The sequence below is a fragment of the uncultured Pedobacter sp. genome, from assembly GCF_913776295.1.
Classification (GTDB): Bacteria; Bacteroidota; Bacteroidia; order Sphingobacteriales; family Sphingobacteriaceae; genus Pedobacter.
In genome coordinates, this window is the sequence record NZ_CAJYOJ010000088.1 from 56,604 (window position 1) to 78,299 (window position 21,696).

22 protein-coding genes are annotated in these 21,696 nt (G+C 39.1%); 12 read left to right on the forward strand and 10 right to left on the reverse strand.

Translation table 11 applies throughout. The features are described from left to right. Positions 1 to 451: 451 nt before the first annotated feature. Both hscA and QZ738_RS21105 read right to left on the reverse strand, forming a co-directional pair. Positions 452 to 2,308: a Fe-S protein assembly chaperone HscA gene (hscA, locus tag QZ738_RS21100; protein ID WP_293790505.1), complete on the reverse strand. Its 1,857-nt coding sequence runs from the start codon at positions 2,306 to 2,308 to the stop codon at positions 452 to 454. Between the two features lie 868 nt (positions 2,309 to 3,176). Then, complete coding sequence (locus QZ738_RS21105) at positions 3,177 to 4,403, reverse strand: glycosyltransferase family 4 protein (protein WP_293790507.1); 1,227 nt, start codon at positions 4,401 to 4,403, stop codon at positions 3,177 to 3,179. Positions 4,404 to 4,559: 156 nt separating this feature from the next. On the opposite strand from QZ738_RS21105, the gene QZ738_RS21110 reads away from it, so the two are divergent. Continuing rightward, positions 4,560 to 5,141: a tRNA-(ms[2]io[6]A)-hydroxylase gene (locus QZ738_RS21110; protein ID WP_293790509.1), complete on the forward strand. Its 582-nt coding sequence runs from the start codon at positions 4,560 to 4,562 to the stop codon at positions 5,139 to 5,141. 80 nt (positions 5,142 to 5,221) lie between these two features. Here QZ738_RS21110 and QZ738_RS21115 read toward each other — a convergent pair whose 3' ends face one another. The 4 genes from QZ738_RS21115 to QZ738_RS21130 are packed head-to-tail and all read right to left on the reverse strand — an operon-like array spanning position 5,222 to position 8,177. Further along, a complete protein-coding gene (locus tag QZ738_RS21115) occupies positions 5,222 to 6,313 on the reverse strand; it encodes a DUF3810 domain-containing protein (protein ID WP_293790511.1) in 1,092 nt (363 codons plus the stop codon). Between the two features lie 3 nt (positions 6,314 to 6,316). Beyond that, positions 6,317 to 6,577 carry a Txe/YoeB family addiction module toxin gene (locus tag QZ738_RS21120; RefSeq protein ID WP_293790514.1) on the reverse strand — a complete coding sequence of 87 codons (261 nt, stop codon included), beginning with the start codon at positions 6,575 to 6,577 and terminating at the stop codon, positions 6,317 to 6,319. A gap of 31 nt (positions 6,578 to 6,608) precedes the next feature. Further along, entirely contained in the window at positions 6,609 to 6,809 is a 201-nt protein-coding gene (locus tag QZ738_RS21125; protein WP_293790517.1) for a DUF2683 family protein, read from the reverse strand. 33 nt (positions 6,810 to 6,842) lie between these two features. Further along, the gene (locus tag QZ738_RS21130) at positions 6,843 to 8,177 is read right to left on the reverse strand and encodes a dihydroorotase (protein ID WP_293790520.1); all 1,335 of its coding nucleotides are present in this window, start codon (positions 8,175 to 8,177) and stop codon (positions 6,843 to 6,845) included. 183 nt (positions 8,178 to 8,360) lie between these two features. On the opposite strand from QZ738_RS21130, the gene QZ738_RS21135 reads away from it, so the two are divergent. From QZ738_RS21135 to QZ738_RS21150, 4 genes are all read left to right on the forward strand, one after another. After that, positions 8,361 to 9,707, forward strand: coding sequence for a DEAD/DEAH box helicase (locus QZ738_RS21135; RefSeq protein WP_293790523.1), 1,347 nt, complete (start codon positions 8,361 to 8,363; stop codon positions 9,705 to 9,707). Next, positions 9,707 to 9,982: a hypothetical protein gene (locus tag QZ738_RS21140; RefSeq protein ID WP_293790525.1), complete on the forward strand. Its 276-nt coding sequence runs from the start codon at positions 9,707 to 9,709 to the stop codon at positions 9,980 to 9,982. Before QZ738_RS21135 ends, QZ738_RS21140 begins: the two co-directional genes overlap by 1 nt. A gap of 99 nt (positions 9,983 to 10,081) precedes the next feature. After that, positions 10,082 to 10,417: a gliding motility protein GldC gene (gldC, locus tag QZ738_RS21145; protein WP_293790527.1), complete on the forward strand. Its 336-nt coding sequence runs from the start codon at positions 10,082 to 10,084 to the stop codon at positions 10,415 to 10,417. Between the two features lie 162 nt (positions 10,418 to 10,579). Beyond that, on the forward strand, positions 10,580 to 10,978 hold the full coding sequence (locus QZ738_RS21150; RefSeq protein WP_293790530.1) for a hypothetical protein: 399 nt from the start codon (positions 10,580 to 10,582) through the stop codon (positions 10,976 to 10,978). Here the strand turns inward: QZ738_RS21150 and QZ738_RS21155 are convergent. The 3 genes from QZ738_RS21155 to QZ738_RS21165 are packed head-to-tail and all read right to left on the reverse strand — an operon-like array spanning position 10,975 to position 12,425. Beyond that, positions 10,975 to 11,487 (reverse strand): lipocalin family protein, encoded by a 513-nt coding sequence (locus QZ738_RS21155; RefSeq protein ID WP_293790533.1) that lies wholly within the window; start codon positions 11,485 to 11,487, stop codon positions 10,975 to 10,977. The two genes, QZ738_RS21150 and QZ738_RS21155, sit on opposite strands and share 4 nt — an antisense overlap. 54 nt (positions 11,488 to 11,541) lie before the next feature. Further along, positions 11,542 to 11,931, reverse strand: a complete 390-nt coding sequence (locus tag QZ738_RS21160; protein WP_293790535.1) for a hypothetical protein — start codon at positions 11,929 to 11,931, stop codon at positions 11,542 to 11,544. Between the two features lie 14 nt (positions 11,932 to 11,945). After that, positions 11,946 to 12,425, reverse strand: a complete 480-nt coding sequence (locus tag QZ738_RS21165) for a methylated-DNA--[protein]-cysteine S-methyltransferase (RefSeq protein ID WP_293790538.1) — start codon at positions 12,423 to 12,425, stop codon at positions 11,946 to 11,948. 203 nt (positions 12,426 to 12,628) lie between these two features. On the opposite strand from QZ738_RS21165, the gene QZ738_RS21170 reads away from it, so the two are divergent. The 4 genes from QZ738_RS21170 (at position 12,629) to QZ738_RS21185 (ending at position 16,085) form a co-directional block, all read left to right on the forward strand. Continuing rightward, a complete protein-coding gene (locus QZ738_RS21170; RefSeq protein ID WP_293790541.1) occupies positions 12,629 to 13,294 on the forward strand; it encodes a heme exporter protein CcmB in 666 nt (221 codons plus the stop codon). A gap of 54 nt (positions 13,295 to 13,348) precedes the next feature. Beyond that, on the forward strand, positions 13,349 to 14,011 hold the full coding sequence (gene ccsA / locus QZ738_RS21175) for a cytochrome c biogenesis protein CcsA (RefSeq protein ID WP_293790544.1): 663 nt from the start codon (positions 13,349 to 13,351) through the stop codon (positions 14,009 to 14,011). A 1-nt stretch (position 14,012) separates the two neighbouring features. Next, positions 14,013 to 14,231, forward strand: coding sequence for a CcmD family protein (locus tag QZ738_RS21180; protein ID WP_293790547.1), 219 nt, complete (start codon positions 14,013 to 14,015; stop codon positions 14,229 to 14,231). Positions 14,232 to 14,663: 432 nt separating this feature from the next. Beyond that, positions 14,664 to 16,085: a Glu/Leu/Phe/Val dehydrogenase gene (locus QZ738_RS21185; RefSeq protein ID WP_090981877.1), complete on the forward strand. Its 1,422-nt coding sequence runs from the start codon at positions 14,664 to 14,666 to the stop codon at positions 16,083 to 16,085. A 538-nt stretch (positions 16,086 to 16,623) separates the two neighbouring features. Here the strand turns inward: QZ738_RS21185 and QZ738_RS21190 are convergent. After that, positions 16,624 to 18,228, reverse strand: coding sequence for a Na+/H+ antiporter (locus QZ738_RS21190; protein WP_293790550.1), 1,605 nt, complete (start codon positions 18,226 to 18,228; stop codon positions 16,624 to 16,626). Positions 18,229 to 18,295: 67 nt separating this feature from the next. On the opposite strand from QZ738_RS21190, the gene QZ738_RS21195 reads away from it, so the two are divergent. From QZ738_RS21195 to QZ738_RS21205, 3 genes are all read left to right on the forward strand, one after another. Then, positions 18,296 to 18,442: a hypothetical protein gene (locus tag QZ738_RS21195; RefSeq protein WP_293790553.1), complete on the forward strand. Its 147-nt coding sequence runs from the start codon at positions 18,296 to 18,298 to the stop codon at positions 18,440 to 18,442. Positions 18,443 to 18,788: 346 nt separating this feature from the next. After that, complete coding sequence (locus QZ738_RS21200) at positions 18,789 to 19,223, forward strand: cytochrome c maturation protein CcmE (protein ID WP_293790556.1); 435 nt, start codon at positions 18,789 to 18,791, stop codon at positions 19,221 to 19,223. A gap of 5 nt (positions 19,224 to 19,228) precedes the next feature. Further along, entirely contained in the window at positions 19,229 to 21,694 is a 2,466-nt protein-coding gene (locus QZ738_RS21205; protein ID WP_293790559.1) for a heme lyase CcmF/NrfE family subunit, read from the forward strand. Positions 21,695 to 21,696 lie beyond the last annotated feature (2 nt).

The following is a 21,696-nucleotide window of genomic DNA, read 5'->3' on the forward strand; positions in this document are numbered from 1 at the left end:
TGATAAATTTTTTTAACAAAGTTAAGGACTGGAGGTTTATTGGTTTTTGATGTATGGTAAGAAAAAAGGACAAATTTATATGGGAAGATCGTCCTCAATTGTAGTTTAGCGAAATGCCCGCCTGTGATAGGTCTCCCTTACAGGCCGCTTGAAATCTGCCATGATAGATTTCTCGGCTACGTTACACTTCGCTCGAAATGATGACCCCACACAGTATATTATCTACAATCAACCTTATTTCGAAGAAGTCAATCCACTATAAACGCCTCCAATTATTTCGCTCATTTTTAAAATATCCAGGATTTCCATCGGGTGAAGATCTTCAGCAGATTTGGAATGTATTGGTCTTAATAGTTAAAAGGATTCTAAAACAAGTTCAGAATGACATGTCAAAAATGAAATTACCGCCTGAAAACTGCAAATTAAAAATTGCCAACTGCCCACTGAAAACTTACTCTATCTTCTTGCCTTTCATGGCTGTAGAAATAGCAGCATCCATTACGCGCTCGGCAAAAGGGCGGGTAAATTCGTTCAGTTCGTCGGCTTTTTTAAGAATTGTATCTTTATCCTGACTGCCCAAAGCTGTTTTAAGCGCTTCGATATGTGTTTTAGTTTCTGCTATTTCTGCCTCGGTCAAATGCTCAGCATGTTTTTCGATAAAGCGTTCGGCTGTGTATTGCAATTGCTCACCCTCGCTTCTGGCTTCAATCAGCATTCTTTGCTGTACATCACTTTGTGCGTGCTCAATACTATCCAAAAGCATTTTTTCAACGGTATCATCACTTAAGCCATAACTAGGCGTAATCTCAATCTCTTGTTTTACACCAGAACGCAGTTCTATCGCCTGTACAGTTAAAATACCATCTGCGTTTAAAAGGAAATTGATATCTACTTTAGGTAAACCCGCCGGCATAGCCGGGATTCCCTTTAAATCGAACTCAGCAAGTTTACGGTTTTCTTTAACCAGATCGCGTTCGCCCTGGTAAACAGAAATTTTCATGTTTACCTGGCCATCAACTGAAGTGGTATACTGCCGGCCGGCCTTGGTTGGTACTTTGCTATTACGCGCAATAATGACATCCATTAAACCACCCATGGTTTCGATACCCAAAGATAGCGGGGTTACGTCCAGCAGTAAAATGTCAGAGCGGTTTCCGGCCAATACATCAGCCTGGATGGCTGCGCCTAAAGCCACTACTTCATCGGGATTAATATTGTCTTGAGGTTTTTTGCCGAAGAAATGCTCCACTGCCTGCTTTACATAGGGTGTACGGGTAGAACCTCCTACTAAAATAACCTCGTCTATATCATTTGCAGATAAATCTGCATCTTTCAGTGCGTTTTTGCAGGCTGTAATGGTTTCTTCCACTTTTGCAGCAATCAATTGCTCAAAAGTTTGCCTATCAAGTGTACACCAGATTTCGCCCACTTTTTCATTATATAAATTTTGGCTTGATAAGGCTTTTTTTGCTGCCTCGGCCTGTAGCCTAAGCGTTTGCATCAAAACATTGTTTTGAGCCAGCGCAGTTACTTCAAGTTTGTTCTGAGCAATCCAGTATTCTAAAATAGCCCGGTCAAAATCATCGCCGCCTAAGTAAGTGTTTCCATTGGTGGCCAATACTTCAAAAATCCCATTTTGGATCTGTAGGATAGAAACATCAAAAGTACCTCCGCCTAAATCGTAAACGGCAATTGTTTTTTGTTGCGAAGGATCTAAACCAATTCCATAAGCCAAACTGGCTGCGGTAGGTTCATTAACAATACGCATTACATCTAAACCTGCCAGTTTTCCGGCATCGCGGGTGGCCTGGCGCTGACTATCGTTAAAATAAGCCGGAACAGTAATTACAGCCCTGTTAACCGGTGTTTTTAAGGCATGCTCAGCTCTTGCTTTTAGCTCTTTTAATATCTCTGCAGATAATTCGATCGGTGTATAAAAACGGTTTCCGGCCTGGATTTTTACCAATGCATCGGTATCGTCATCGATAATTTTATATGAAAAAGTAGCGGCATGATCAGCTACATCTTTATACGAGCGACCCAATAATCTTTTAACCGAAAATATGGTGTTCGATGGATCAGTGGTTAAAAATTCTTTAGCTTCGTTACCGACAACTGCTTCGTTCTGGTTGTTGAAATAAACCACCGATGGCACCAATACGCCTTTGCCAGAATCGTTAATGACCTGAGGATTCTTATCGGGATTAATAAATGCAACCAAACTATTGGTGGTACCTAAATCTATTCCGACGATAATTTCTTCCTTTTGAAACGAACCTGTAGCAAGGTTAATCGATATTTTTGCCATAGGCGCAAATTTACAATATTGTTCCTAGCTTTCAGAACCTGAATGTTTTTTAAAAGTCAATTAGTTTTGTTTGGAAGTCGGATGTCCGGAGACCGAAGTCGGAAGATGATGTGGTTATTAACGTAAAATTTTTATATTCTTATATCATCCTACCTCCGACTTTCGGACTTCTAACTTTATTTACCATATAAGATATTTAAGAACATCGTAGGATTTGTAATGATCTTATACTTTAACTTCTATATCATCGGACCTCTGACCTTCGACTTTCGGAATCTTTACCATATAAGATATCAAAGAGCATGGTTGATTATAAATTACCCATTCTTTAGCTCTTATATCACCGGACCTCTGACTCCTGACTTTCGGACTGTTTACCATATAAGACATTTAAGGGCATGGTGGAGCATAAAATTGCCCCCATTCTTTAGCTCTTATATCACCGGACCTCTGACTTCCGACTTTCGGACTGTTTACCATATAAGTCATTTAAGAGCATGGTGGAGCATAAAATTGCCCCCATTCTTTAGCTCTTATATCACCGGACCTCTGACTCCTGACTTTCGGACTCTTTACCATATAATACATTCAAGAGCATGATGGAGCATAAAATTGCCCCCATTCCTTAACTCTTATATCACCGGACCTCTGACTTTCGTACTTCTAACTTTATTTACCATATAAGATATTTAAGAACATAGTAGGATTTACAATGATCTTATACTTTAACTTCTATATCTTCGAACCTCTGACCTCCTGACCGTTGGCTTTATTTACCATATAAGGCATTTAAGAACATCACAGGATTTAAACTAATCCTATAAATTTAGCCTCTATATCTTCCGACCTCTGACTTCCGACTTTCGGACTATTTATTCTTCTCTTCAATCCAAAGGCTCATGTACTTCGTGCTTTGAAGGGTATGGTGGTTTAAAATCTGGCCAATAAAGTTATTCTGTCGGTGCATAGTTAAGGCAGAGCGCAATTCATTTAATTTCTTCATAAAAGGGGCAGCGAAAGCAGCGGCAGTATAACGCTGGTTAAGGATTTGGATGCCGTGTTGCTGTGCGGCATGCCATTCGGGTTCGTGCTGGTATAGTTGAGCAGCCCGCTCGGCAAAACTGTTTAAATCATCTTCAATAACGCCATTCCAGGGCAGCTCGCCTTTCATGGCTTCGGCGCCAATAGTTGTGGTTACCGATGGTGTACCGGTTAACATGGCATCAATAAATTTGCCTTTAACACCTGCGCCAAACTGGATCGGTGCAAGTAAAATTTTGTGCCTGGCAATGGTTTCCTGTGCATTTGCGGCCCTACCTCTAATGAAAAACCGTTCTGCCTTATTTTCGAGCTGAAATACTTTTTGCGAGGGGTAAGCGCCGTAAACGTTCAAGTTAGCTTCGGGCAGTTTTTTTCGAAGTACGGGCCATACTTTGGTTTTTAAGGTTTGCACCGTATGCCAATTAGGTTCATGTAAAAAGTTCCCGATGAAAACAAAGTCCGCCCTGTTTTCAAATGGAATCCAATTTTGGATGGTATGTGTAGTAATTTCCTGTTCTAAAAAGGGCAGGTAATATAATAAGCTATCATCAATTTTAAATTGCTCTTCAAGCAGCTTTACTTCCGCTTCAGAAATAATCAAAGACAGGTCACAACGGAGGATGGCTGCAATTTCGCGCTTGGCGGTATCAGAAAATAGGTTTATTGCATCCTGCTTTTTGGTGCTTTGCTGTCGCGCTTGCCGTAAAAAATGTAAATCTTCGGTATCTAAAATCCGCAAGGCACGCGGGCATTCCTGCTGCACCCTCCAACCGTATTGCTCTTCAATCATAAAGCGGTCAAACATCACGATATCAGGATTTAACCTTTTTAAAAAAGTATTGAAGCTTTCGTCATTTAACTTAATCTCCTGTTCTAAAACGGCAGTATGACTGAAATCATAACTGAAATCGCTTTTAGATGCTGCCGAAGCAAAAGTGACCTGATAACCATTAGCCAGAAATAAATCAACCAATTGGACCATTCTTGTGCCTGCTGCAGATGAAGCAGGCTCGGGCCAAACCAATCCAATAATTAATAATTTCTTTGCGGTCATGATTTAATTTTCTACAAAATAAGTTTTTTTTTTTGCTCCCGCAGATAAATGTGATAACCGCAGATTAAAATCCAGATCTGCGATTATTTACTAAATCTGCGGGATATATAAACGTATCTTAAATATTATTAATTTTGCAGCTTAATTCACCATTACATGTTAGGATTAAAATTATTGACAGACCCGCGTTGGGCAAATATTGCGGAATCGAACTTAGAGGAAATTTTATCTGACCACGCCTGGTGCGAACAAAAAGCTGCCAGTAATGCCATCACTTTAATTACACAAAATTCTGAACACCAGGAACTGGTTGATGAGTTAACGGCTATTGCCATTGAGGAAATGCAGCATTTTCAAATGGTGATCAATATCATTAAAGAGCGGGGTTTTACGCTAAGCCGCGAGCGTAAGGATGATTATGTAGGGCGACTGGTAAGATTCAGTAAAAAAGACGGGAGCCGTAACCAGGCTTTTATCGACAGGCTCTTGTTTGCAGCCATGATTGAAGCCCGGAGTTGTGAACGTTTCCGGGTGCTTTCTTTAAACATCAAGGACAAAGAACTGGCCAAATTTTACCATGAATTGATGGTTTCGGAGGCAGGCCATTACACCACATTCTTAAACTTTGCACGTAAATATAGTACCGATGTAGATGTGGATAAACGCTGGAAAGAATGGCTGGATTTTGAAGGAGAACTGATCCAGAGTTTTGGGACAAAGGAGGCCATACATGGGTAGATTAGTTTACAGTTTACAGTTTTCAGTTAATATGCTTCGGTAATGACTGATCACTGAAACTTCTAAAAATAGAATGTCTTTTAGCGCCTGGTCGTCAGGCTTTCGGACGCCTGACTTTCCGACTTATAAATATTCCATAACCAAATTACAATATCCTGATAGCTATCGATCCCTTTTTTCTGGTTATTTAGTTTTAAGAAACGATCGAAAGCGGCATCCATGTAACCGAACATATCGCCATTATATTTTCGCCAGAATTCTTTTTCCGTTTTAAAATCGGCTAACACCTGTGGTAAAAGCTTGTCGTGCAATAATTTGTAATCATCCGGCGATTTCATTCTGATCTCAAATAAGATGTACCTGAGCATTTCGTAATTGGCCGAATACTGGTAATTCAAATCAGGGCTATTGCTTGCTGTAAGGTAGCCTAGAAGATTAGCTTCATCCTCATAGGCAATACCTAACTGGTGCGCAATTTCGTGGCAGCTCACGTAAGGTTTAACAAAATCAGGCAAATTCATGTTCATATTGGCTTCTCCGGTAAGCGGAGCATAATAGCCTTCAATACCAATTTTACTGATGATCCATGAGTTTAAGACGGCCTTTAAACAAGGATTATCATAACTGAATACCTTGTTTCTTTTAGCCATGAGTAAATACGCTGCTACAGATTTAGATTCGAGATCCTTGATGGTGTAAGCAGGCACTTTAACTTGCTTCAATTTTAAGCTGTTGGTTTTATCAACGAAATAATTGCCCAGAATAACCAGTTCTTTAATATTATATTTTTCGTTACCGATTTCCAATTCTTCACTTATGCTTGGCCGGCTATAGTTCAAACCCCAAACTATTTTGAAGACGATATAGAGTATTAAAAAGAAGTTTAAAATCTGTAAGGGAATAATAATTCTATCCTGTTTTTTTAAGGATTTACGCCTTTTGTAAAATCTAATGATTTTATAAAGCACAGAACAAATTAGCAAAGCATAAATGATATCTCCGATAGCAAAAGGAAATAGAGCAGATATAAATCTTAAGGCTGAAGAGATGTAAGGATAAAAACCTGTTGAATAATATTTTTGGACAAGGGAAGGAAAGAAGCCGAAAAGGAAGATAAGGCTTGCAAGCCCAATAAAAATAAATGATTTATAAAATAATGGACGTGATATCATTAATTATTTATAATGACCTCTTAATGAATAGATGTTTAAAATATCGTCTATTACATCGTAAATAATTCTGTGCTCTGCATTTATCCTTCTAGACAATTGGCCAGATAAATCGTGTTTTAGTTGTTCTGGCTTACCACTACCCATGAAGGGATTTTGTTGAATTGATAGGATTAATTGCTGTATTTTTTTCTGAACTGCCTTATTACCTGATTTCTTCCAAAATTCTAAATCAGTAATTGCTTGCTCATGTAATTCTATTTGCATACAATTACCAGGTTAAATAAAACGACTTATATTATTTCCACATCGTGTCAACTTCAATTTTATGCCCAGGTTTTCCAGCTTTTCTAGCATTTACTCCTCTTAGGACTTTCTCAACAAATTCCGGATTATAAGTACTTTTTTCAGTAGTGAAATCAATCTTTAAGGCTTTTATAAATGCCTTTAAAGCGGACAATTGTTCTTTATTTTTTGGATGTACTATTAATGTTTCCATGTCGTTTCATTGTGAAATACAAATATAACAAATCTATCTGGTAAAATTTAATCGTCTGCCTATCTGGTCTGTAGTGAATTTGCCTTTAACATAAGCCAGGTTGCCTGATACAAAGGTATGTGTAATACTTGCCTGGAAAGTATCGCCATCAAAAGGGCTCCAGCCACATTTGTAAAAATTGTTCAACTTGGTTACCTTCCATGGATCGTTTAAATCAACCAGCACCAGATCAGCCCAGTAACCTTCACGGATAAAGCCCCGCTTTTCGATATCAAAGCAGATCGCGAGGTTATGCGCCGTTTTTTCGACAATTTTTTCCAAGGAGATTTTACCCTGCAAATGCATTTCCAGTAGCGCCGGTAAAGCATGTTGTACCAGGGGACCGCCCGAAGGGGCCTGCGCATAAGCCTGTTGCTTCTCAGCCAGGGTGTGTGGAGCATGATCAGTAGCAATAACGTCGATGTGATCGTTTAAAACGCCAGCTAAAACCCCGTTCTGATCATCTTCGGTTTTTACCGCAGGATTCCATTTAATAAAATTGCCTTTTTGGGTGTAATCTTTATCGTTAAACCAAAGGTGATGTACACAGGCTTCGGCCGTAATTTTTTTATTTTTTAATGGGATAGTATTGTCGAATAACGCAATTTCTTTAGCCGTAGATATGTGGAGGATGTGTAAACGTGTTTGGTAGCGTTTAGCCAGTTCTACCGCTAGTGACGATGATTTATAGCAAGCTTCTGCGCTACGGATCAACGGGTGCATCTCAATGGTTAAGTCATCGCCGTACTTAGCCTTATATTCCGCCAGATTATGGCGGATAGTGGCTTCATCTTCACAGTGTGTAGCCACAAGTATAGGAGCCTTACTAAAAATGTGCTCTAAGGTCTTTTCATTGTCAACAAGCATATTCCCGGTTGATGAACCCATGAATACCTTGATGCCGCAAACATTTTTCGGATCGGTTTTTAATACTTCCTCAATATTATCATTACTGGCCCCCATGTAAAACGAATAGTTGGCCAGCGAGGTTTGTGCGGCAATGTCGTATTTATCGGCAAGCAATTCCTGTGTTAAGGTATTGGGCACGGTGTTAGGCATTTCCATAAAAGAAGTAATCCCACCGGCAACGGCAGCCATACTCTCGGTAAAAATATCGGCTTTGTGCGTAAGGCCAGGTTCGCGGAAATGCACCTGGTCATCAATCATACCTGGTAAAAGATACTGACCTTCGGCATTAATTTCCTGTGCACCGGGCGCAGCAAGATTCTGTCCGATTTTATCGATCAAACCATCTTTAATTAAAACATCCGCTACAATTTTTTGTCCTTCATTTACAATGGTGGCAGCTTTTATCAGGTAAGTATTCATGGTTTCAAAGGTAATAATTTGGGTTAACTGTTTAAATTGGTTAAGCGTTTAAATTGTAAATTAGCTGATTTAACCTGAGGATTTATAGCTTTAATTTTTTTAATGTAAGACTCAAGACTGAAGACTCCGAACTCCGGACTTTATTTGAGCCTTTTCGGCTCAAATAAACTATCTTTGTGCGCTATGGCAAAACCGTTCGAAGAATTTAAGTTAAACAGGCAAATTTTAAATGCTGTGGCCGATGCGGGTTACACCGTTGCTACGCCGATACAGGAAAAGGCAATTGCGCCCATATTATCTGGTCAGGATATTTTTGGTATTGCCGAAACCGGAACCGGAAAAACGGCTGCTTTTGTATTGCCGATTTTAATGCAGCTGAAATACGCGCAAGGCGAAAATATCCGTGCGCTGATTTTATCGCCAACCCGAGAACTGGCCATGCAGATTGAAGAACAGGTTAAACTGTTCTCTAGTTATACCGATCTGCGTTCCTTAGTGATTTTTGGTGGTATTGGACCAAAAACGCAGAAGGAACAACTGGCAAAAGGCATTGATATTCTGATTGCCACACCCGGACGTTTCCTTGATTTATACTTAACAGGTGATATTAATACCCAAAGCTTAAAATTTTTGGTACTGGATGAGGCTGATAAAATGATGGATATGGGCTTTATCGGCTCGATACACAGAATTTTGGAAGTGGTGCCACGCAAACGCCAGAATTTACTGTTTTCTGCAACGATGAGTGATCTGGTACAGAAAATAGCAGGCGATTTTCTAAAAAACCCGACCATTATTGAAACGGCTGAGCAGGCAACTCCTGCGGCAAACGTAACACAAACCCTATATTTTGTTCCTAACTTTAAAACAAAGCTGAACTTATTACAATATTTGCTGAAGAATGATGAGGCTTTTACCCGTTTGATCATTTTCTGTAAAACCAAAACAGTTGCCGATAACATTTTTAGTTTTATCGAACGTAAATATGGCGCGGAGAATGTTCGTGTAATACACGCGAATAAAGGTCAGAATACCCGGATTAATTCCATTAACAGTTTTAAAGAAGGAAATATCAGGGTTTTGGTAGCTACAGATGTAGCCAGCAGGGGTATAGATGTTAGCGATGTAAGTCATGTCATCAATTTCGATGTACCCATCATTATCGAAGATTATGTGCACCGTATAGGACGTACCGGTAGGGCTTTTGCCAAGGGCGATGCCATAACTTTTGCTACTGAAGGCGAACAATACTACGTCCGTAAAATTGAAAAGCTCATCCGCCAGTCCATCCCGGTTGAAGCTATTCCACATGGTGTTTTTATTGAAGAAACGCCTTATGAAGAGCGGCAGCAAATAGCTAAGGAAATTGACCTGCAGAAACGTAAGGAAGATCCTGACTTTAAAGGTGCTTTCCACGAAAAGAAAAATGCAAAGGCCATAGAGCAGAAGGCTAGAGATAAAGCCAAGGCAAAGGCGGGTAAGGCAGTTAAAAGTTTTAAAAAGGGCAAACGTTTCGATAAGAAAAAGTAATGATGAAGCTTCGCGTTACGCCATTAAATATTGTTGGTGCCATTGGCTTGGGCTTGATGGTAGCTGGTCTTTTTTCTGAAAAAAATCCCGCAAGAGGTCAGATTCACTTCAGTGGTTTCTATTTGCTCATTCTGGGCTGTCTGGTTGTAGTTACTTTTATAACTGATCTGATATTCCGTTTTACTTTAAAAAACATTAAACGGATCTGGATAGTAGAACTGTTGTTTATAGTTAACGCCTCAATATTGATGTTAATATTACAAAAACTGGTGTAAAACAAAAGCGAAGTATTTGGTAAAATCATCATCTTTGCCCCGAATAAAATGCTGATGAATTGGGGTAAACCGTTCGTCGGCGAAATCCATTTTGAAAATATGAAAAAAGCAGAAATAAAACTAACGGTTGAGTTAGACGAAGGCAACAACCCTGATAATATCCTTTGGGAGAGTACAGATTCTGGAAATGCTGATAAAGTGCCTGCAAAGGCTATGTTTTTATCCGTTTGGGATCACAATTATAAAAATACATTAAAAATAGATCTTTGGACAAAAGATATGCCAGTAGATGAGATGAAACGTTTCTTCTACGAAACCCTTCAAACCATGGGTGATAGCTTTTTAAAGGCAACCGGCGAAACCCTGATTGTAGAAGATTTACGCGATTATTGTGCCCATTTTGCGGATAAGATGGGTATTATCGAAGGGCAGTAGGTTGGTTTATTAGCCATTGGTCATTAGTTTATTGGTTATTTTTTAGTAGTGATTGGTCATTGATTATTGTTCGTTAAAAAAAATGCCAGACAGTTAGTGATACTCATTGCCTTATTTTACAAACCTTCCAGATATTAAAATCAAATTAATCATCTTAAAACTATGTTAGTATTAAATAAATTCAGAGCTTGGTTAGGCGTTTTGTTATGTGTTATTGCAGGGTTCTGCCCCATGTTGAAAGTCCCGATAAAGGGTAACTGGAACTTATATCAATCTGATGCGCGTTTATTTTTTATTACTTATGCCATCATTGCCATTTCGGTATTGTTCCTGTTTATCAGAAAGGTGGGAGCATTCCGGTTCATGAGTTTCATCATGGCTATCTGGTATGTTTTAGCAGTTGTTGCGGTTTATTTTACGGCACATAATTACACCAAATATGGTTTTGCGAATAAACTGATCGGCAAAGTAGTTCATTTTCAATGGGGGTGGATTGTACTTCTGGTCGGCGTTATATTAATGCTTTTCAGTATTAAACGTAGCGACAAAATAGCAGTTTAACCTTTTTCATGCAATTGTGAGGTTAATTTTGCCACCTCGTATCCTTTAGCTTTGCATCTGGCCACAATTTCATCATGGGTTTTCTTCGGCATTGCCGGGTCGCGGCTCATGATGAACAAAAATTTATGATCGGGGTGCCCTACTACTACATAGGAGTAATCATCTGCCAGTTCGATAATCCAGTAGTCAACCTTTATCGGCCAGATAAATTGCGCCTGTAAAGCTCCTTTATCTCCGTTTTCTGATGGAAACATTTTCGATGTTCTGGAATAAACCTTTTCATCTCCCGGTTTTTTATAGGTAGTAACGACGTTATAATAGCCATCTTTATTTAACGTGTACGTTGTAGTGGTTTCCCTGCTGCCTTTATCAAAAATGGTTGGGATGGAATACAATGAATACCACGTTCCGGCGTATTTTTTTAAATCTAATCTGGCCACGGGAACATTTTTTTCCGCTGGCAAATGGGCGAAAAGAAAAAAAAGGAGGGAGCAAATCGTTTTCATCATATCATCGGTTTTTAATATGATTTACGAAAAAGACCTCATCCTGGTTTTGAGCTTTTAATCAGCTATAAAGTAGTCATCGCTACCATCCTCCAGCGGAATATAAATTCTTTCCCATTCATTGCCATCTACAACTTCCCAGGTATGGCCTTCTCCGCGGGTATCATTGGCAATGAGTATAATCCCCGGCTCAATGATAAAGGTTTCGCCATTACTTACGGTAAAACGGAGTTTTCCTTTTAAAGTAATTACATACTGGCGGCGCGGGGCAGGGTGTGGGATGTTTTCTAAAGTAGATACATCGGTTTGGGCGAAAAAATAATGGGCATTGATATGCTGGCGGATTGGGATTTTGCCAATTTCGAATGCACATCTATCTTCCCCGATATTAATTAAACGAATAGCTTTCAGGTAATTATTTGGTGTTCCGGCTTGATCTGTATTCATCTCCAAATATGGTTTTAAAATTTTAATTCCGCTTGTCCCTTTTTGGCAATTTCACGTTCGTGCTGCAGCAGCCATTTTTTACGCCACAAACCACCGGCATAACCCACCAGTTTGCCGTTACTGCCAATAACCCTATGGCAGGGTACTATAATGGCCATATTGTTTTTTCCGTTTGCGGCAGCAATAGCCCGTATGGCTAATGGATGGTGGGCAGAAAACTTAGCATAGGAGATGGTTTCGCCAAAAGGGATAGTTAATAAATGCTGCCAGACTTCCTGCTGAAATTCGGTGCCTTTTTGTTTTATTGGGAAATTGAATTGCTGTAACTTACCCTCAAAATAATCACCCAATTGCTGGGCAACTTCTAAAGTGAGCCGATTTTCGGTAACTCCTTCAATATTTGTTTCAGCAAAAGTTACAGCATGTACAAATTCATCATCGGCAAGGATGGTTATCTGGCCGATAGGAGATGTGATAACTGATGCGTAGTTCATATTTTTATTTTTTCCTCAGATTGAATAGCAAATTTTCACTAATTGCCGATAAACCTTCTGATAAAAGCCATCTGTGTTTATCCTTTTTGTCTGTCGTTAAATCTTTTTTTGCGTCTTCGTGGCTAAATGAGTGGCCAAACAAAATTACAACAATACAACAATTTAAGCGCGCAATATTTATCAATAAAAGTATCTTTGCGGTTATGCAATTGGCCAAAGAGGTTAAATATTTAATTCACAAGGAAGTATTATTGGAGTGGCGTTCCAAATATACCATTAACGGTGTATTACTCTATGTAATTTCTACTATTTTTACCTGTTACCTGTCTTTTGTTAGCCTGGGCGATAAACTTACATGGAATGCCTTGTTTTGGATCATCATGCTCTTTGCCTCCATTAATGGCGTATCGAAAAGTTTTTTGCAGGAAACCAAAGGTCAGCAGCTGTATAGTTACGTTTTGGCAAGTCCTGCTGCGGTTTTAATTTCTAAAACGGTATATAATATGCTGCTGATGCTGGTATTAACCACCATTGCTTTAGGTTTTTATACCCTGGTTTTTGATTCTTTTACTCCGCCTGATTTATTGTTGTATTACGTAGCTGTGGTTTTGGGGAGCATCAGTTTTTCTACGGTATTTACCATGGTTTCGGCCATAGCGAGCAAAGCCGGTAATGGGGGTATGCTAATGGCAATCTTAAGCTTTCCGATCATTATTCCGGTACTGATTTTATTAATTAAACTCGCTAAAAATGCGGTTGATGGCTTGCCATGGGAAAATAGCTATGATGAAATAACCATGTTGCTGGTGGTGAATGTACTTGTAGTGGCCACGTCTTTGTTGTTATTTCCTTACCTTTGGAGGGATTAAATATAGAGGGTGGAAAACGGATGATGGAATCAACATTCAAAATTAAATATACGCATGAATAAAACTTGGTGGAAAATTTTAGGTTCGGTTTTGGTAATTTATACTGCAATAGCAGGTTTATTGCTTGGGGTACCTCATTTGCCGATATTGAATGAAACAATCAGGAATCTTTATTTCCATGTACCCATGTGGTTTGCCATGATTGTACTGTTTTCGATCTCTGTTTTTTATAGCGTAAAATCATTGAGCACCAAAAGTGAAATCGATGATATCAAAGCCGTTGAAAGTGTTAACGCCGGCATTATTTTTGGTATTTTAGGTTTAATTACCGGTGCCATCTGGGCTAAATTTACCTGGGGACAGTTCTGGAGCTTTGATCCTAAGCAGAATTTTGCGGCCATTTCAATATTGCTTTATTTTGCATATTTGATTCTCCGGAATGCCATTGACGAAGAGCAAAAAAGAGCAAAGATTTCTGCCATTTACAATATTTTTGCCTTCCCGATGATGGTGGTATTACTTTTTGTTTTACCCCGTTTGAAAGATTCCTTACATCCGGGCAATGGCGGTAACCCGGGTTTTAACAGTTACGATTTAGATAGTCGCATGCGCATGGTATTTTACCCTGCGTGTTTAGGTTGGATTTTGATCGGTTACTGGGTATATACCATCCGTTTCAGAATACGTACTATTGAGAATAAACAACAACATAACTAAAATGAAAAAGATATTTTTCTCCCTGATATTAATGATGGCCACAATGCAGTTATTTGCACAAAATAATGGCGTAGAAATGGCCGATAGTCTTCGTAGTAATGGAAAAATTTACGTGGTGGTCATCTGCATCGTAATTATTCTGGTAGGCTTGCTTGCCTACCTTTTCTCGATCGATAAAAGATTAAAGAAAATCGAAAAAGAAAACCAGATCAGCAAGTAAGTAAAAGGTTGTAATTGCAATATCCTTGATAATTTTTAAGAAGAGATCAAATATCTTGATCTCTTTTTTTATGTCATATCTTTTGATGTGAAATTACGATATTCGTAATTAAGATGGTGTTTTTGTTCGTCGATTAATCAGTATTTCAATAAAATGGTCTTGTGGATATTTTTTTTATAATTTTTTTTTATCAGATTAATCCATAAAAAACCTATTAAATTAGTCGTTTTATTGCAGTCGACGGGTGGGTATATCGGCGTTTAAACCTGTTTAAATATTGTTTTTGAACAGATTCACCTAATGGGTATAAAACCTTTCAACTGTTCTCCCCAGGGTGGTGTTAGCTGTACACTAAGTATTTTTGCATTTGGATATGTGCATTTTTTTTAGGCAATTTTGCAACGAAAACTTATTCAATATAAAAAATAAATAATGGCTAATCTAGCAGACGAGAACAAGTTCTTTGCAGATGTTTGTAAAAACTTTGACAGTGCGGCTCAATTTACCAATCATCCTGAAGGTTTATTGAACCAGATTAAAACATGTAATAGTGTATATCGTTTCCAGTTCCCCATCCGCCGTGGAAACGGTTTTGAAGTAATTGACGCCTGGCGCGTAGAGCACTCTCACCACATGAGCCCTACAAAAGGTGGTATCCGTTACAGTGAAATGGTTAATGAAGATGAAGTGATGGCGCTTGCGGCCCTGATGACATACAAATGCGCTATTGTCAACGTTCCATTTGGAGGAGCAAAAGGAGGTATAAAAATCAACACTAAACAATATAGTGTTGCAGAGTTAGAAACCATAACCCGCCGTTATACCACAGAATTAATTAAGAAAAACTTTATCGGCCCCGGTATTGATGTTCCTGCACCTGATTATGGGTCTGGCGAACGCGAAATGAGCTGGATTGCCGATACTTATATGACCATGAATCCTGGTCAGCTAGATGCATTGGGCTGCGTTACCGGTAAGCCGATTGCTTTGCATGGTATCCGTGGCCGTAAAGAGGCTACAGGCCGTGGTGTAGCTTATGCTGTACGCGAATGTGTTGAGGTTGCGGAAGATATGGCTAAACTGGGCTTTAAAGCCGGTTTGGGCGATAAAAGGGTAATCGTTCAGGGTTTAGGTAACGTGGGCTATCACTCCGCTAAATTCTTATCTGAATTTGGTGCAACCATTGTTGGCCTTTGTGAATTTGAAGGCGCGATTTACAATCCTGATGGATTAAACGTTGATGAGGTTTTTGCACACCGTAAAAACACAGGTTCCATTTTGGATTTTCCTGGCGCCACCAGTTTTAAAAATTCTATGGAAGGTTTAGAGCAGGATTGTGATATCATTGTTCCGGCAGCTTTGGAAAACCAGTTTACAGAACTTAATATCCGCAATATTAAAGCGAAAATTATTGCAGAAGGTGCAAACGGACCAACTACACCGGAAGCGGAAGCTATTTTCACCGAAATGGGAGGTATTATCATTCCAGATATGTACTGTAACGCGGGTGGTGTTACGGTTTCTTATTTTGAGTGGTTGAAAAACCTTTCACACGTAGCTTTCGGTCGTATGGAAAACCGTTATGCCGCCAACTCAAATGCCAATCTGATCAATACTTTAGAGAATCTGACGGGTAAAACGATCCTTCCGGAACACCGTTTAATGATTGTAAAAGGTGCATCTGAAATGGAGCTGGTTAACTCTGGTTTAGAAGATACCATGATCCATTCCTACCACGAGATCCGTGAAACGTTGATGACCAAACCGGGTACTAAAACATTAAGAACGGCTGCTTTCGTTAATTCGATTGATAAAATTGCGGTTTCTTACATGAATTTAGGTGTTTGGCCATAGGCAACTAAAGCTTTAAAGCGAAAATCCTTGCAGATGAAAAATTTGCAGGGATTTTTATTATGATTTATTTCTTAACTAAAAGACATTGGCCGCCTACCCTCAACGAGGCATGGGGCCGGGTGGCCTGGGCAGTAATCTATTTTTAAGGTGGTGTAGTTGCCTATTTTGGCTATCAACCAATCATTAAATAATAGGTTCGTGAAGACACGAACCACGGCTAAAAGATGAAAAAACTTTGCTATTGAACGGTTTCCTTTAGAACACCAGCCCAGATGATATAAACCTGATAGCGCCGGATAGCTCCCGATGGAGAACAAAATTTGTCTATAAAAAAATCCAATCGGGACTATAGGCAATAGCAGGGCTGAAATAGCCTAAGAACTCCGGAACCTGATTTCCAGAAAACAAAAAAGACCGGAAAAATAACCTCGTTCTTAAATAGCGACAAGCCATTATTAACATAATAAGGAGAACGTACCTCATATTAATTTTTTATCATAACTTATTGTTCAATATGACAATTACAGATGAAATAATGCTAGGATGTAATACTCAACTCTTCTAAATCCAGCCGCCATTCTTCTTTTCTGATCACTTCATCGTCGTATTTTTTGTTGCCCTTTAAATGATGTAACTCATCGCGCTGGAGTTGAATCAAGGTCAGCACGATTTCCCGATAAGCTTTCAAATCTTCTTTATCAATTTCCCCTCTTCTATAGGCATGGATATTATCCCTTTTTTCTTTTAAAGAATGGTGTAACTCTGCTTTTAAGTTAACCATTAACTCATTATGCGTGCATTGTTGCTGATAGTCAGCATTTAATTTATCTAAAGAAAGATCGATCAATTTTAGTTTAATCTGATTTGTCTGCTCTTGTTCCGATAATTTGCTTTTAGGCTCCGGAATTTTAAGCCATTTAATCACCAGTGGAAGGGTAAGTCCCTGTAAAACCAATGTAATGAAAATGACGACGAAGGTGATGAACAAGATCAGGTTTCTTAAAGGAAAAGCTACCGAATCAGAGATCATTACCGGAATGGAAAGCGCCGCGGCTAAAGATACCACGCCTCTCATTCCCGCGTAAATGATCACCACATACGAATGCCAGGTCATATCGCGGTAACGTATCCGTGTTTTTTTGTTAAAGAGCAGCGTAATCTGAGCGGTTGAAACCAACCATATCATGCGAACAAAAAGTGCCAGTACACTGATTCCAAATCCATAACCAATAGCTTTGGTTATCGGATAGTCAGGTCCTAAGCCGTTTACAATATCCGGTAGGGCCAGGCCAATTAATATGAATACAACACCATTGAGCATAAATATTAATGATGACCATACGTTAACCGTTTTAATTCTGGAACTTGAAGTTAAAATGATATGGGATTGACTGGAGAGTAACAAGCCACCCGACACAACAGCCATTACGCCAGATGCTTCGAAATGCTCGGCAGTAATGTACATAAAGTATGGTGTAAGTAAGGTAAGTACGGTATCGATATTATCGGTTGTTGGTAACCAACGGTGGATTACGTAAAATATGCCGCCAATAGCAAGACCGATTAAAATTCCCAGACAGGCAACAGTAACGAAGCTTACCGCGGCGTCCTGCATTACAAATGAGCCGCTAACTATGGTAGCCAATGCAAATTTAAACACAATTAAACTGGAAGCATCATTTACCAGACTTTCTCCTTCCAGTAAAGTACTCACCACCTTTGGAATCTTCATGCCCTTTAACACTGCTGCTGCGGCAACGGCATCGGGTGGTGAAACGATCCCCCCCAGCAGAAAGCCGAGTGCCAGGGTAAAACCGGGTATAAATGTTACAGAAGCATAGGCAACAGCCATTGAGGTAATAAAAACCAAACCCACTGCCATCAAAAATATACCACCCTTGAATTCCCAAAAATCTTTCCATGAGGTGAACCAGGCCGCTTCATAAAGTAAAGGCGGTAAAAAAAGTAGGAAAACAAGATCAGGATCAATTTTAATATGTGGAATACCCGGAATAAAGCCAATAAGTAAGCCGGCCAATACCAAAAAGATAGGATAGGAGATTTTGATCTTTTGGCCAACCATTACCAATAGGGTTACACCCAAAAGTAAAACCAAAATCAAAATCAAATTGTCGTGAAGCATTTAAGATGTTTTTATGTGATGAACTTACGAATATATCAACGTTTAATTAAAAAAATAAAGAACAAGTATGATAGCGCATACATTTATTTTGGAAGGAGAGGTTTGTATTCCACAGGAAGGGTTAGTGCTGCTGCACCTCCTTCCAATTGAAGAAATGGCATCCCGTACCATCAGGTTGGGTATAAGGGGCAGTTTCAATCGTGCTATTGGGTAAAGGAGCCAAAATGTTTTCCGACTCCAAACAGTGCGTAAAATTGATATAAAAGCAATAAATCACAAAAGTTTATAATTGCTTCAGGAGCATATCAATCGGGGTAATGGTTTAAGGTACAATATTCCTGGTAAATGTTGATTGGAAAGACCAAACTTAATATTTCCATCCTATTTTTTCAACGATTTGAAGTATTCGTTTAGATTGATTATAAATATAGGCCTCAAACAAAAAAAAAATTGATTCAAAAATCAGCTGATTGTCAATATAAAGACAGGATAAGTGTAAAAGAATGTTGGCTAAGCCTATTTTTCTATCTTTGTTGCCAGTTTTTACAACCAGTATTACCATGAAGAAAAGTGCCATCATCGGATTAATTACCATCGCCATTTCGGTTGGAATTTTATTTAGCTTAAATGCAAATACCGACACCTATTCTAATTTCAAACAGGCTGCCCTTTCTGAAAAAGAAGAGCACGTGATGGGCTACTGGGTAAAATCAATGGGTACTCACTACGATGCTGTAAAAGACGCGAACCGTTTTTCATTCCATATGAAAGATGAAAAAGGAGAGGTAAGGGAGGTGATTTACGCAGGTACCAAGCCACAGGATTTCGAAAAATCAGAAAAATTGGTGCTTATCGGTAAAATGGATCACGACAAATTCTATGCCTCGAAAATTTTAATGAAATGCCCTTCAAAGTATAATGATAATCTGGTAGAGATTAATAAAGACGGTAAAGTAGACACGGTAGGTAAATACGGCGAGAAAAAATATAACTAATTTTAATGGATATTCAATTTGTAGGCGAGCACCTGTTACCAGGTAAAATCGGACAGTTTTTTATTGTACTGGCATTTAGTGCATCATTACTATCCACCATATCGTATTTTTTTGCCAGTCGCGATAAAAATTTCGAAGAAAAATCATGGCGAAGTTTAGGCCGTATTGGGTATCTGATAAATTTTGCCAGCATCATCGGGATCGGTGTTATTTTATTTTACCTGGTACTTGGCCATTATTTTGAATATTATTATGTTCAGTCCCATTCTTCAAAACAACTCCCGGTATATTACATTATATCTGCATTTTGGGAAGGGCAGGAAGGGAGCTTTTGGCTTTGGGCTTTCTGGCAATCCTTTTTGGGTACCTTGTTAATCTGGAAAGCCAAATCATGGGAAAGTCCGGTAATGACCGTTGTGGCTTTTTCACAGGTATTTTTGACCTCCATGCTTTTAGGTGTTGAGATTTTTGGCGAGCGGATCGGAAGTTCTCCGTTTATACTTTTAAGAGATGCATTAGATCTAAAAGCACAGGCACCTGTAGTTTTTGCGAATCCTGAAAATTATAAAAACTATTTGAAGTTCATAACCGATGGAAAAGGTTTAAATCCATTGCTGCAAAATTATTGGATGGTGATTCACCCGCCAACCTTGTTTTTAGGTTTTGCCAGTATGGTGGTTCCTTTCGCTTATGGGATTGCAGCTTTGTGGCAAAAAAGATATAAAGAATGGATTAAACCTGCCATGCCATGGACGCTTTTTGCCGTAATGGTTCTAGGGACAGGTATTATTATGGGCTCTTTCTGGGCTTACGAAGCATTAAACTTTGGTGGTTTCTGGGCCTGGGATCCTGTTGAAAATGCTTCTCTGATTCCATGGTTAACCTTAATCGGTGCAGTACACGTAATGATTGCGTATAAAAATACCGGTCATGCTTATTTCACCGCAATTGCTTTGGTGTTTTTAAGTTTCTTATTGGTATTATATGCCTCTTTTTTAACCCGAAGCGGAATTTTAGGAGATACTTCCGTTCACTCATTTACTGATATGGGTATGTTTGGCCATTTGGTGTTATACAACGTAGTTTTCGCGGTTTTAGCTATTGCTTTGATTATCAAGCGATGGAAAGAATTGCCGATCACAACCAAGGATGAGGAAACTTACTCGCGCGAGTTCTGGATGTTTATTGGCGCTTTGGTAGTAACCATCGCTTGTATCCAGGTGATCTTCTCTACTTCAGTTCCTGTTTTTAACAAAGCCTTCGGAACAAACTTTACACCGCCAATCGATGCGGTGAAATATTATAACCAATGGCAGGCACCTTTTGCCGTATTAATCACCCTGATTTCAGGTTTCTCGCAATACTTAAAATACAAAAGAACAGATCCCCGCAAATTTTATAGCAGCTTGATCTCGGTAATCATTTTTTCTATAGTATTAACGGCAGGTTTGGTATATGTAGCAGAGATTTATACCAATACCATGTATATCCTGATTACCTTCAGCTGTTTATTTGCGGTGCTTTCTAACGCTGGCGTATTATATCAGGCTTTTGGTGGTAGGGCAAAATTGGCCGGATCGGCGATTGCACACATTGGTTTTGCTTTTTTGATTTTAGGCGCTTTAATTTCTGCCGCTACAAACAAACCTTTATCCATCAATGCCAATAATTTTATTCCGGTAAAGGATTTTGAAAAAACAGAGAAGCCTGGTGAAAATATTATGTTGTATAAAAATGAGCCTAAACAAATGGGTAAGTACACGGTAACTTATGTGAGCGATACTACACAGGCACCAAATACTTTTTATACGCTTAATTTTAAGGTTCTGGATAAGGACGGTAAGGTTAAGGAAGATTTCAATCTGCATCCACATACTCAGGATAATGAAAAAATGGGTTTAATTGCTTCTCCTGATACCAAACATTATCTTACTTATGATGTGTATACGCACATTACCAGTGCAGCAGTGAAACAAAGCGCTCATGATGACCATGAAGGACATTCTGATGATGAAAATTACAAGGCACCGCGTATTGTGAAGGTTTCGGTAGGCGATACCATTCATACCTCAAGTGGAGTGGTTACGGTGAAAGATCTGGATAGAAAACCTACAGCTAAAGATTTAGCCCTGGCACAGGGAGATTATGCCGTAGGTTTACCTTTGGAGGTTAATGCTGCGGGTAAAATTTACAACACAGAGCCTATTTTCCTGATCAAGGGAAATAATACTTTTGATTTTGCACGTAAGATAGATGAACTTGACCTGAAATTCCGTTTCTCGAATGTATTGCCAGATGAGAAAAAAGTAGAGCTTCAAATTTTTGAGAAACCACAACAGGCCAAAGATTGGGTCGTTTTTAAAGCCATCGAATTTCCTTTTATCAATTTATACTGGGCCGGAACCATTGTAATGGTGGTAGGTTTCTTACTTTCAATTTTCAGAAGGAGAAAAGAGGCCAAAACCGCATAAAA

Bases quoted from the DNA above. Each gene is read 5' to 3' on its own strand.
- hscA (WP_293790505.1), bottom strand. From the start codon at position 2,308: ATGGCAAAAATATCGATTAACCTTGCTACAGGTTCGTTTCAAAAGGAA.
- QZ738_RS21105 (WP_293790507.1), bottom strand. From the start codon at position 4,403: ATGACCGCAAAGAAATTATTAATTATTGGATTGGTTTGGCCCGAGCCT.
- QZ738_RS21110 (WP_293790509.1), top strand. From the start codon at position 4,560: ATGTTAGGATTAAAATTATTGACAGACCCGCGTTGGGCAAATATTGCG.
- QZ738_RS21115 (WP_293790511.1), bottom strand. From the start codon at position 6,313: ATGATATCACGTCCATTATTTTATAAATCATTTATTTTTATTGGGCTT.
- QZ738_RS21120 (WP_293790514.1), bottom strand. From the start codon at position 6,577: ATGCAAATAGAATTACATGAGCAAGCAATTACTGATTTAGAATTTTGG.
- QZ738_RS21125 (WP_293790517.1), bottom strand. From the start codon at position 6,809: ATGGAAACATTAATAGTACATCCAAAAAATAAAGAACAATTGTCCGCT.
- QZ738_RS21130 (WP_293790520.1), bottom strand. From the start codon at position 8,177: ATGAATACTTACCTGATAAAAGCTGCCACCATTGTAAATGAAGGACAA.
- QZ738_RS21135 (WP_293790523.1), top strand. From the start codon at position 8,361: ATGGCAAAACCGTTCGAAGAATTTAAGTTAAACAGGCAAATTTTAAAT.
- QZ738_RS21140 (WP_293790525.1), top strand. From the start codon at position 9,707: ATGATGAAGCTTCGCGTTACGCCATTAAATATTGTTGGTGCCATTGGC.
- gldC (WP_293790527.1), top strand. From the start codon at position 10,082: ATGAAAAAAGCAGAAATAAAACTAACGGTTGAGTTAGACGAAGGCAAC.
- QZ738_RS21150 (WP_293790530.1), top strand. From the start codon at position 10,580: ATGTTAGTATTAAATAAATTCAGAGCTTGGTTAGGCGTTTTGTTATGT.
- QZ738_RS21155 (WP_293790533.1), bottom strand. From the start codon at position 11,487: ATGATGAAAACGATTTGCTCCCTCCTTTTTTTTCTTTTCGCCCATTTG.
- QZ738_RS21160 (WP_293790535.1), bottom strand. From the start codon at position 11,931: ATGAATACAGATCAAGCCGGAACACCAAATAATTACCTGAAAGCTATT.
- QZ738_RS21165 (WP_293790538.1), bottom strand. From the start codon at position 12,425: ATGAACTACGCATCAGTTATCACATCTCCTATCGGCCAGATAACCATC.
- QZ738_RS21170 (WP_293790541.1), top strand. From the start codon at position 12,629: ATGCAATTGGCCAAAGAGGTTAAATATTTAATTCACAAGGAAGTATTA.
- ccsA (WP_293790544.1), top strand. From the start codon at position 13,349: ATGAATAAAACTTGGTGGAAAATTTTAGGTTCGGTTTTGGTAATTTAT.
- QZ738_RS21180 (WP_293790547.1), top strand. From the start codon at position 14,013: ATGAAAAAGATATTTTTCTCCCTGATATTAATGATGGCCACAATGCAG.
- QZ738_RS21185 (WP_090981877.1), top strand. From the start codon at position 14,664: ATGGCTAATCTAGCAGACGAGAACAAGTTCTTTGCAGATGTTTGTAAA.
- QZ738_RS21190 (WP_293790550.1), bottom strand. From the start codon at position 18,228: ATGCTTCACGACAATTTGATTTTGATTTTGGTTTTACTTTTGGGTGTA.
- QZ738_RS21195 (WP_293790553.1), top strand. From the start codon at position 18,296: ATGATAGCGCATACATTTATTTTGGAAGGAGAGGTTTGTATTCCACAG.
- QZ738_RS21200 (WP_293790556.1), top strand. From the start codon at position 18,789: ATGAAGAAAAGTGCCATCATCGGATTAATTACCATCGCCATTTCGGTT.
- QZ738_RS21205 (WP_293790559.1), top strand. From the start codon at position 19,229: ATGGATATTCAATTTGTAGGCGAGCACCTGTTACCAGGTAAAATCGGA.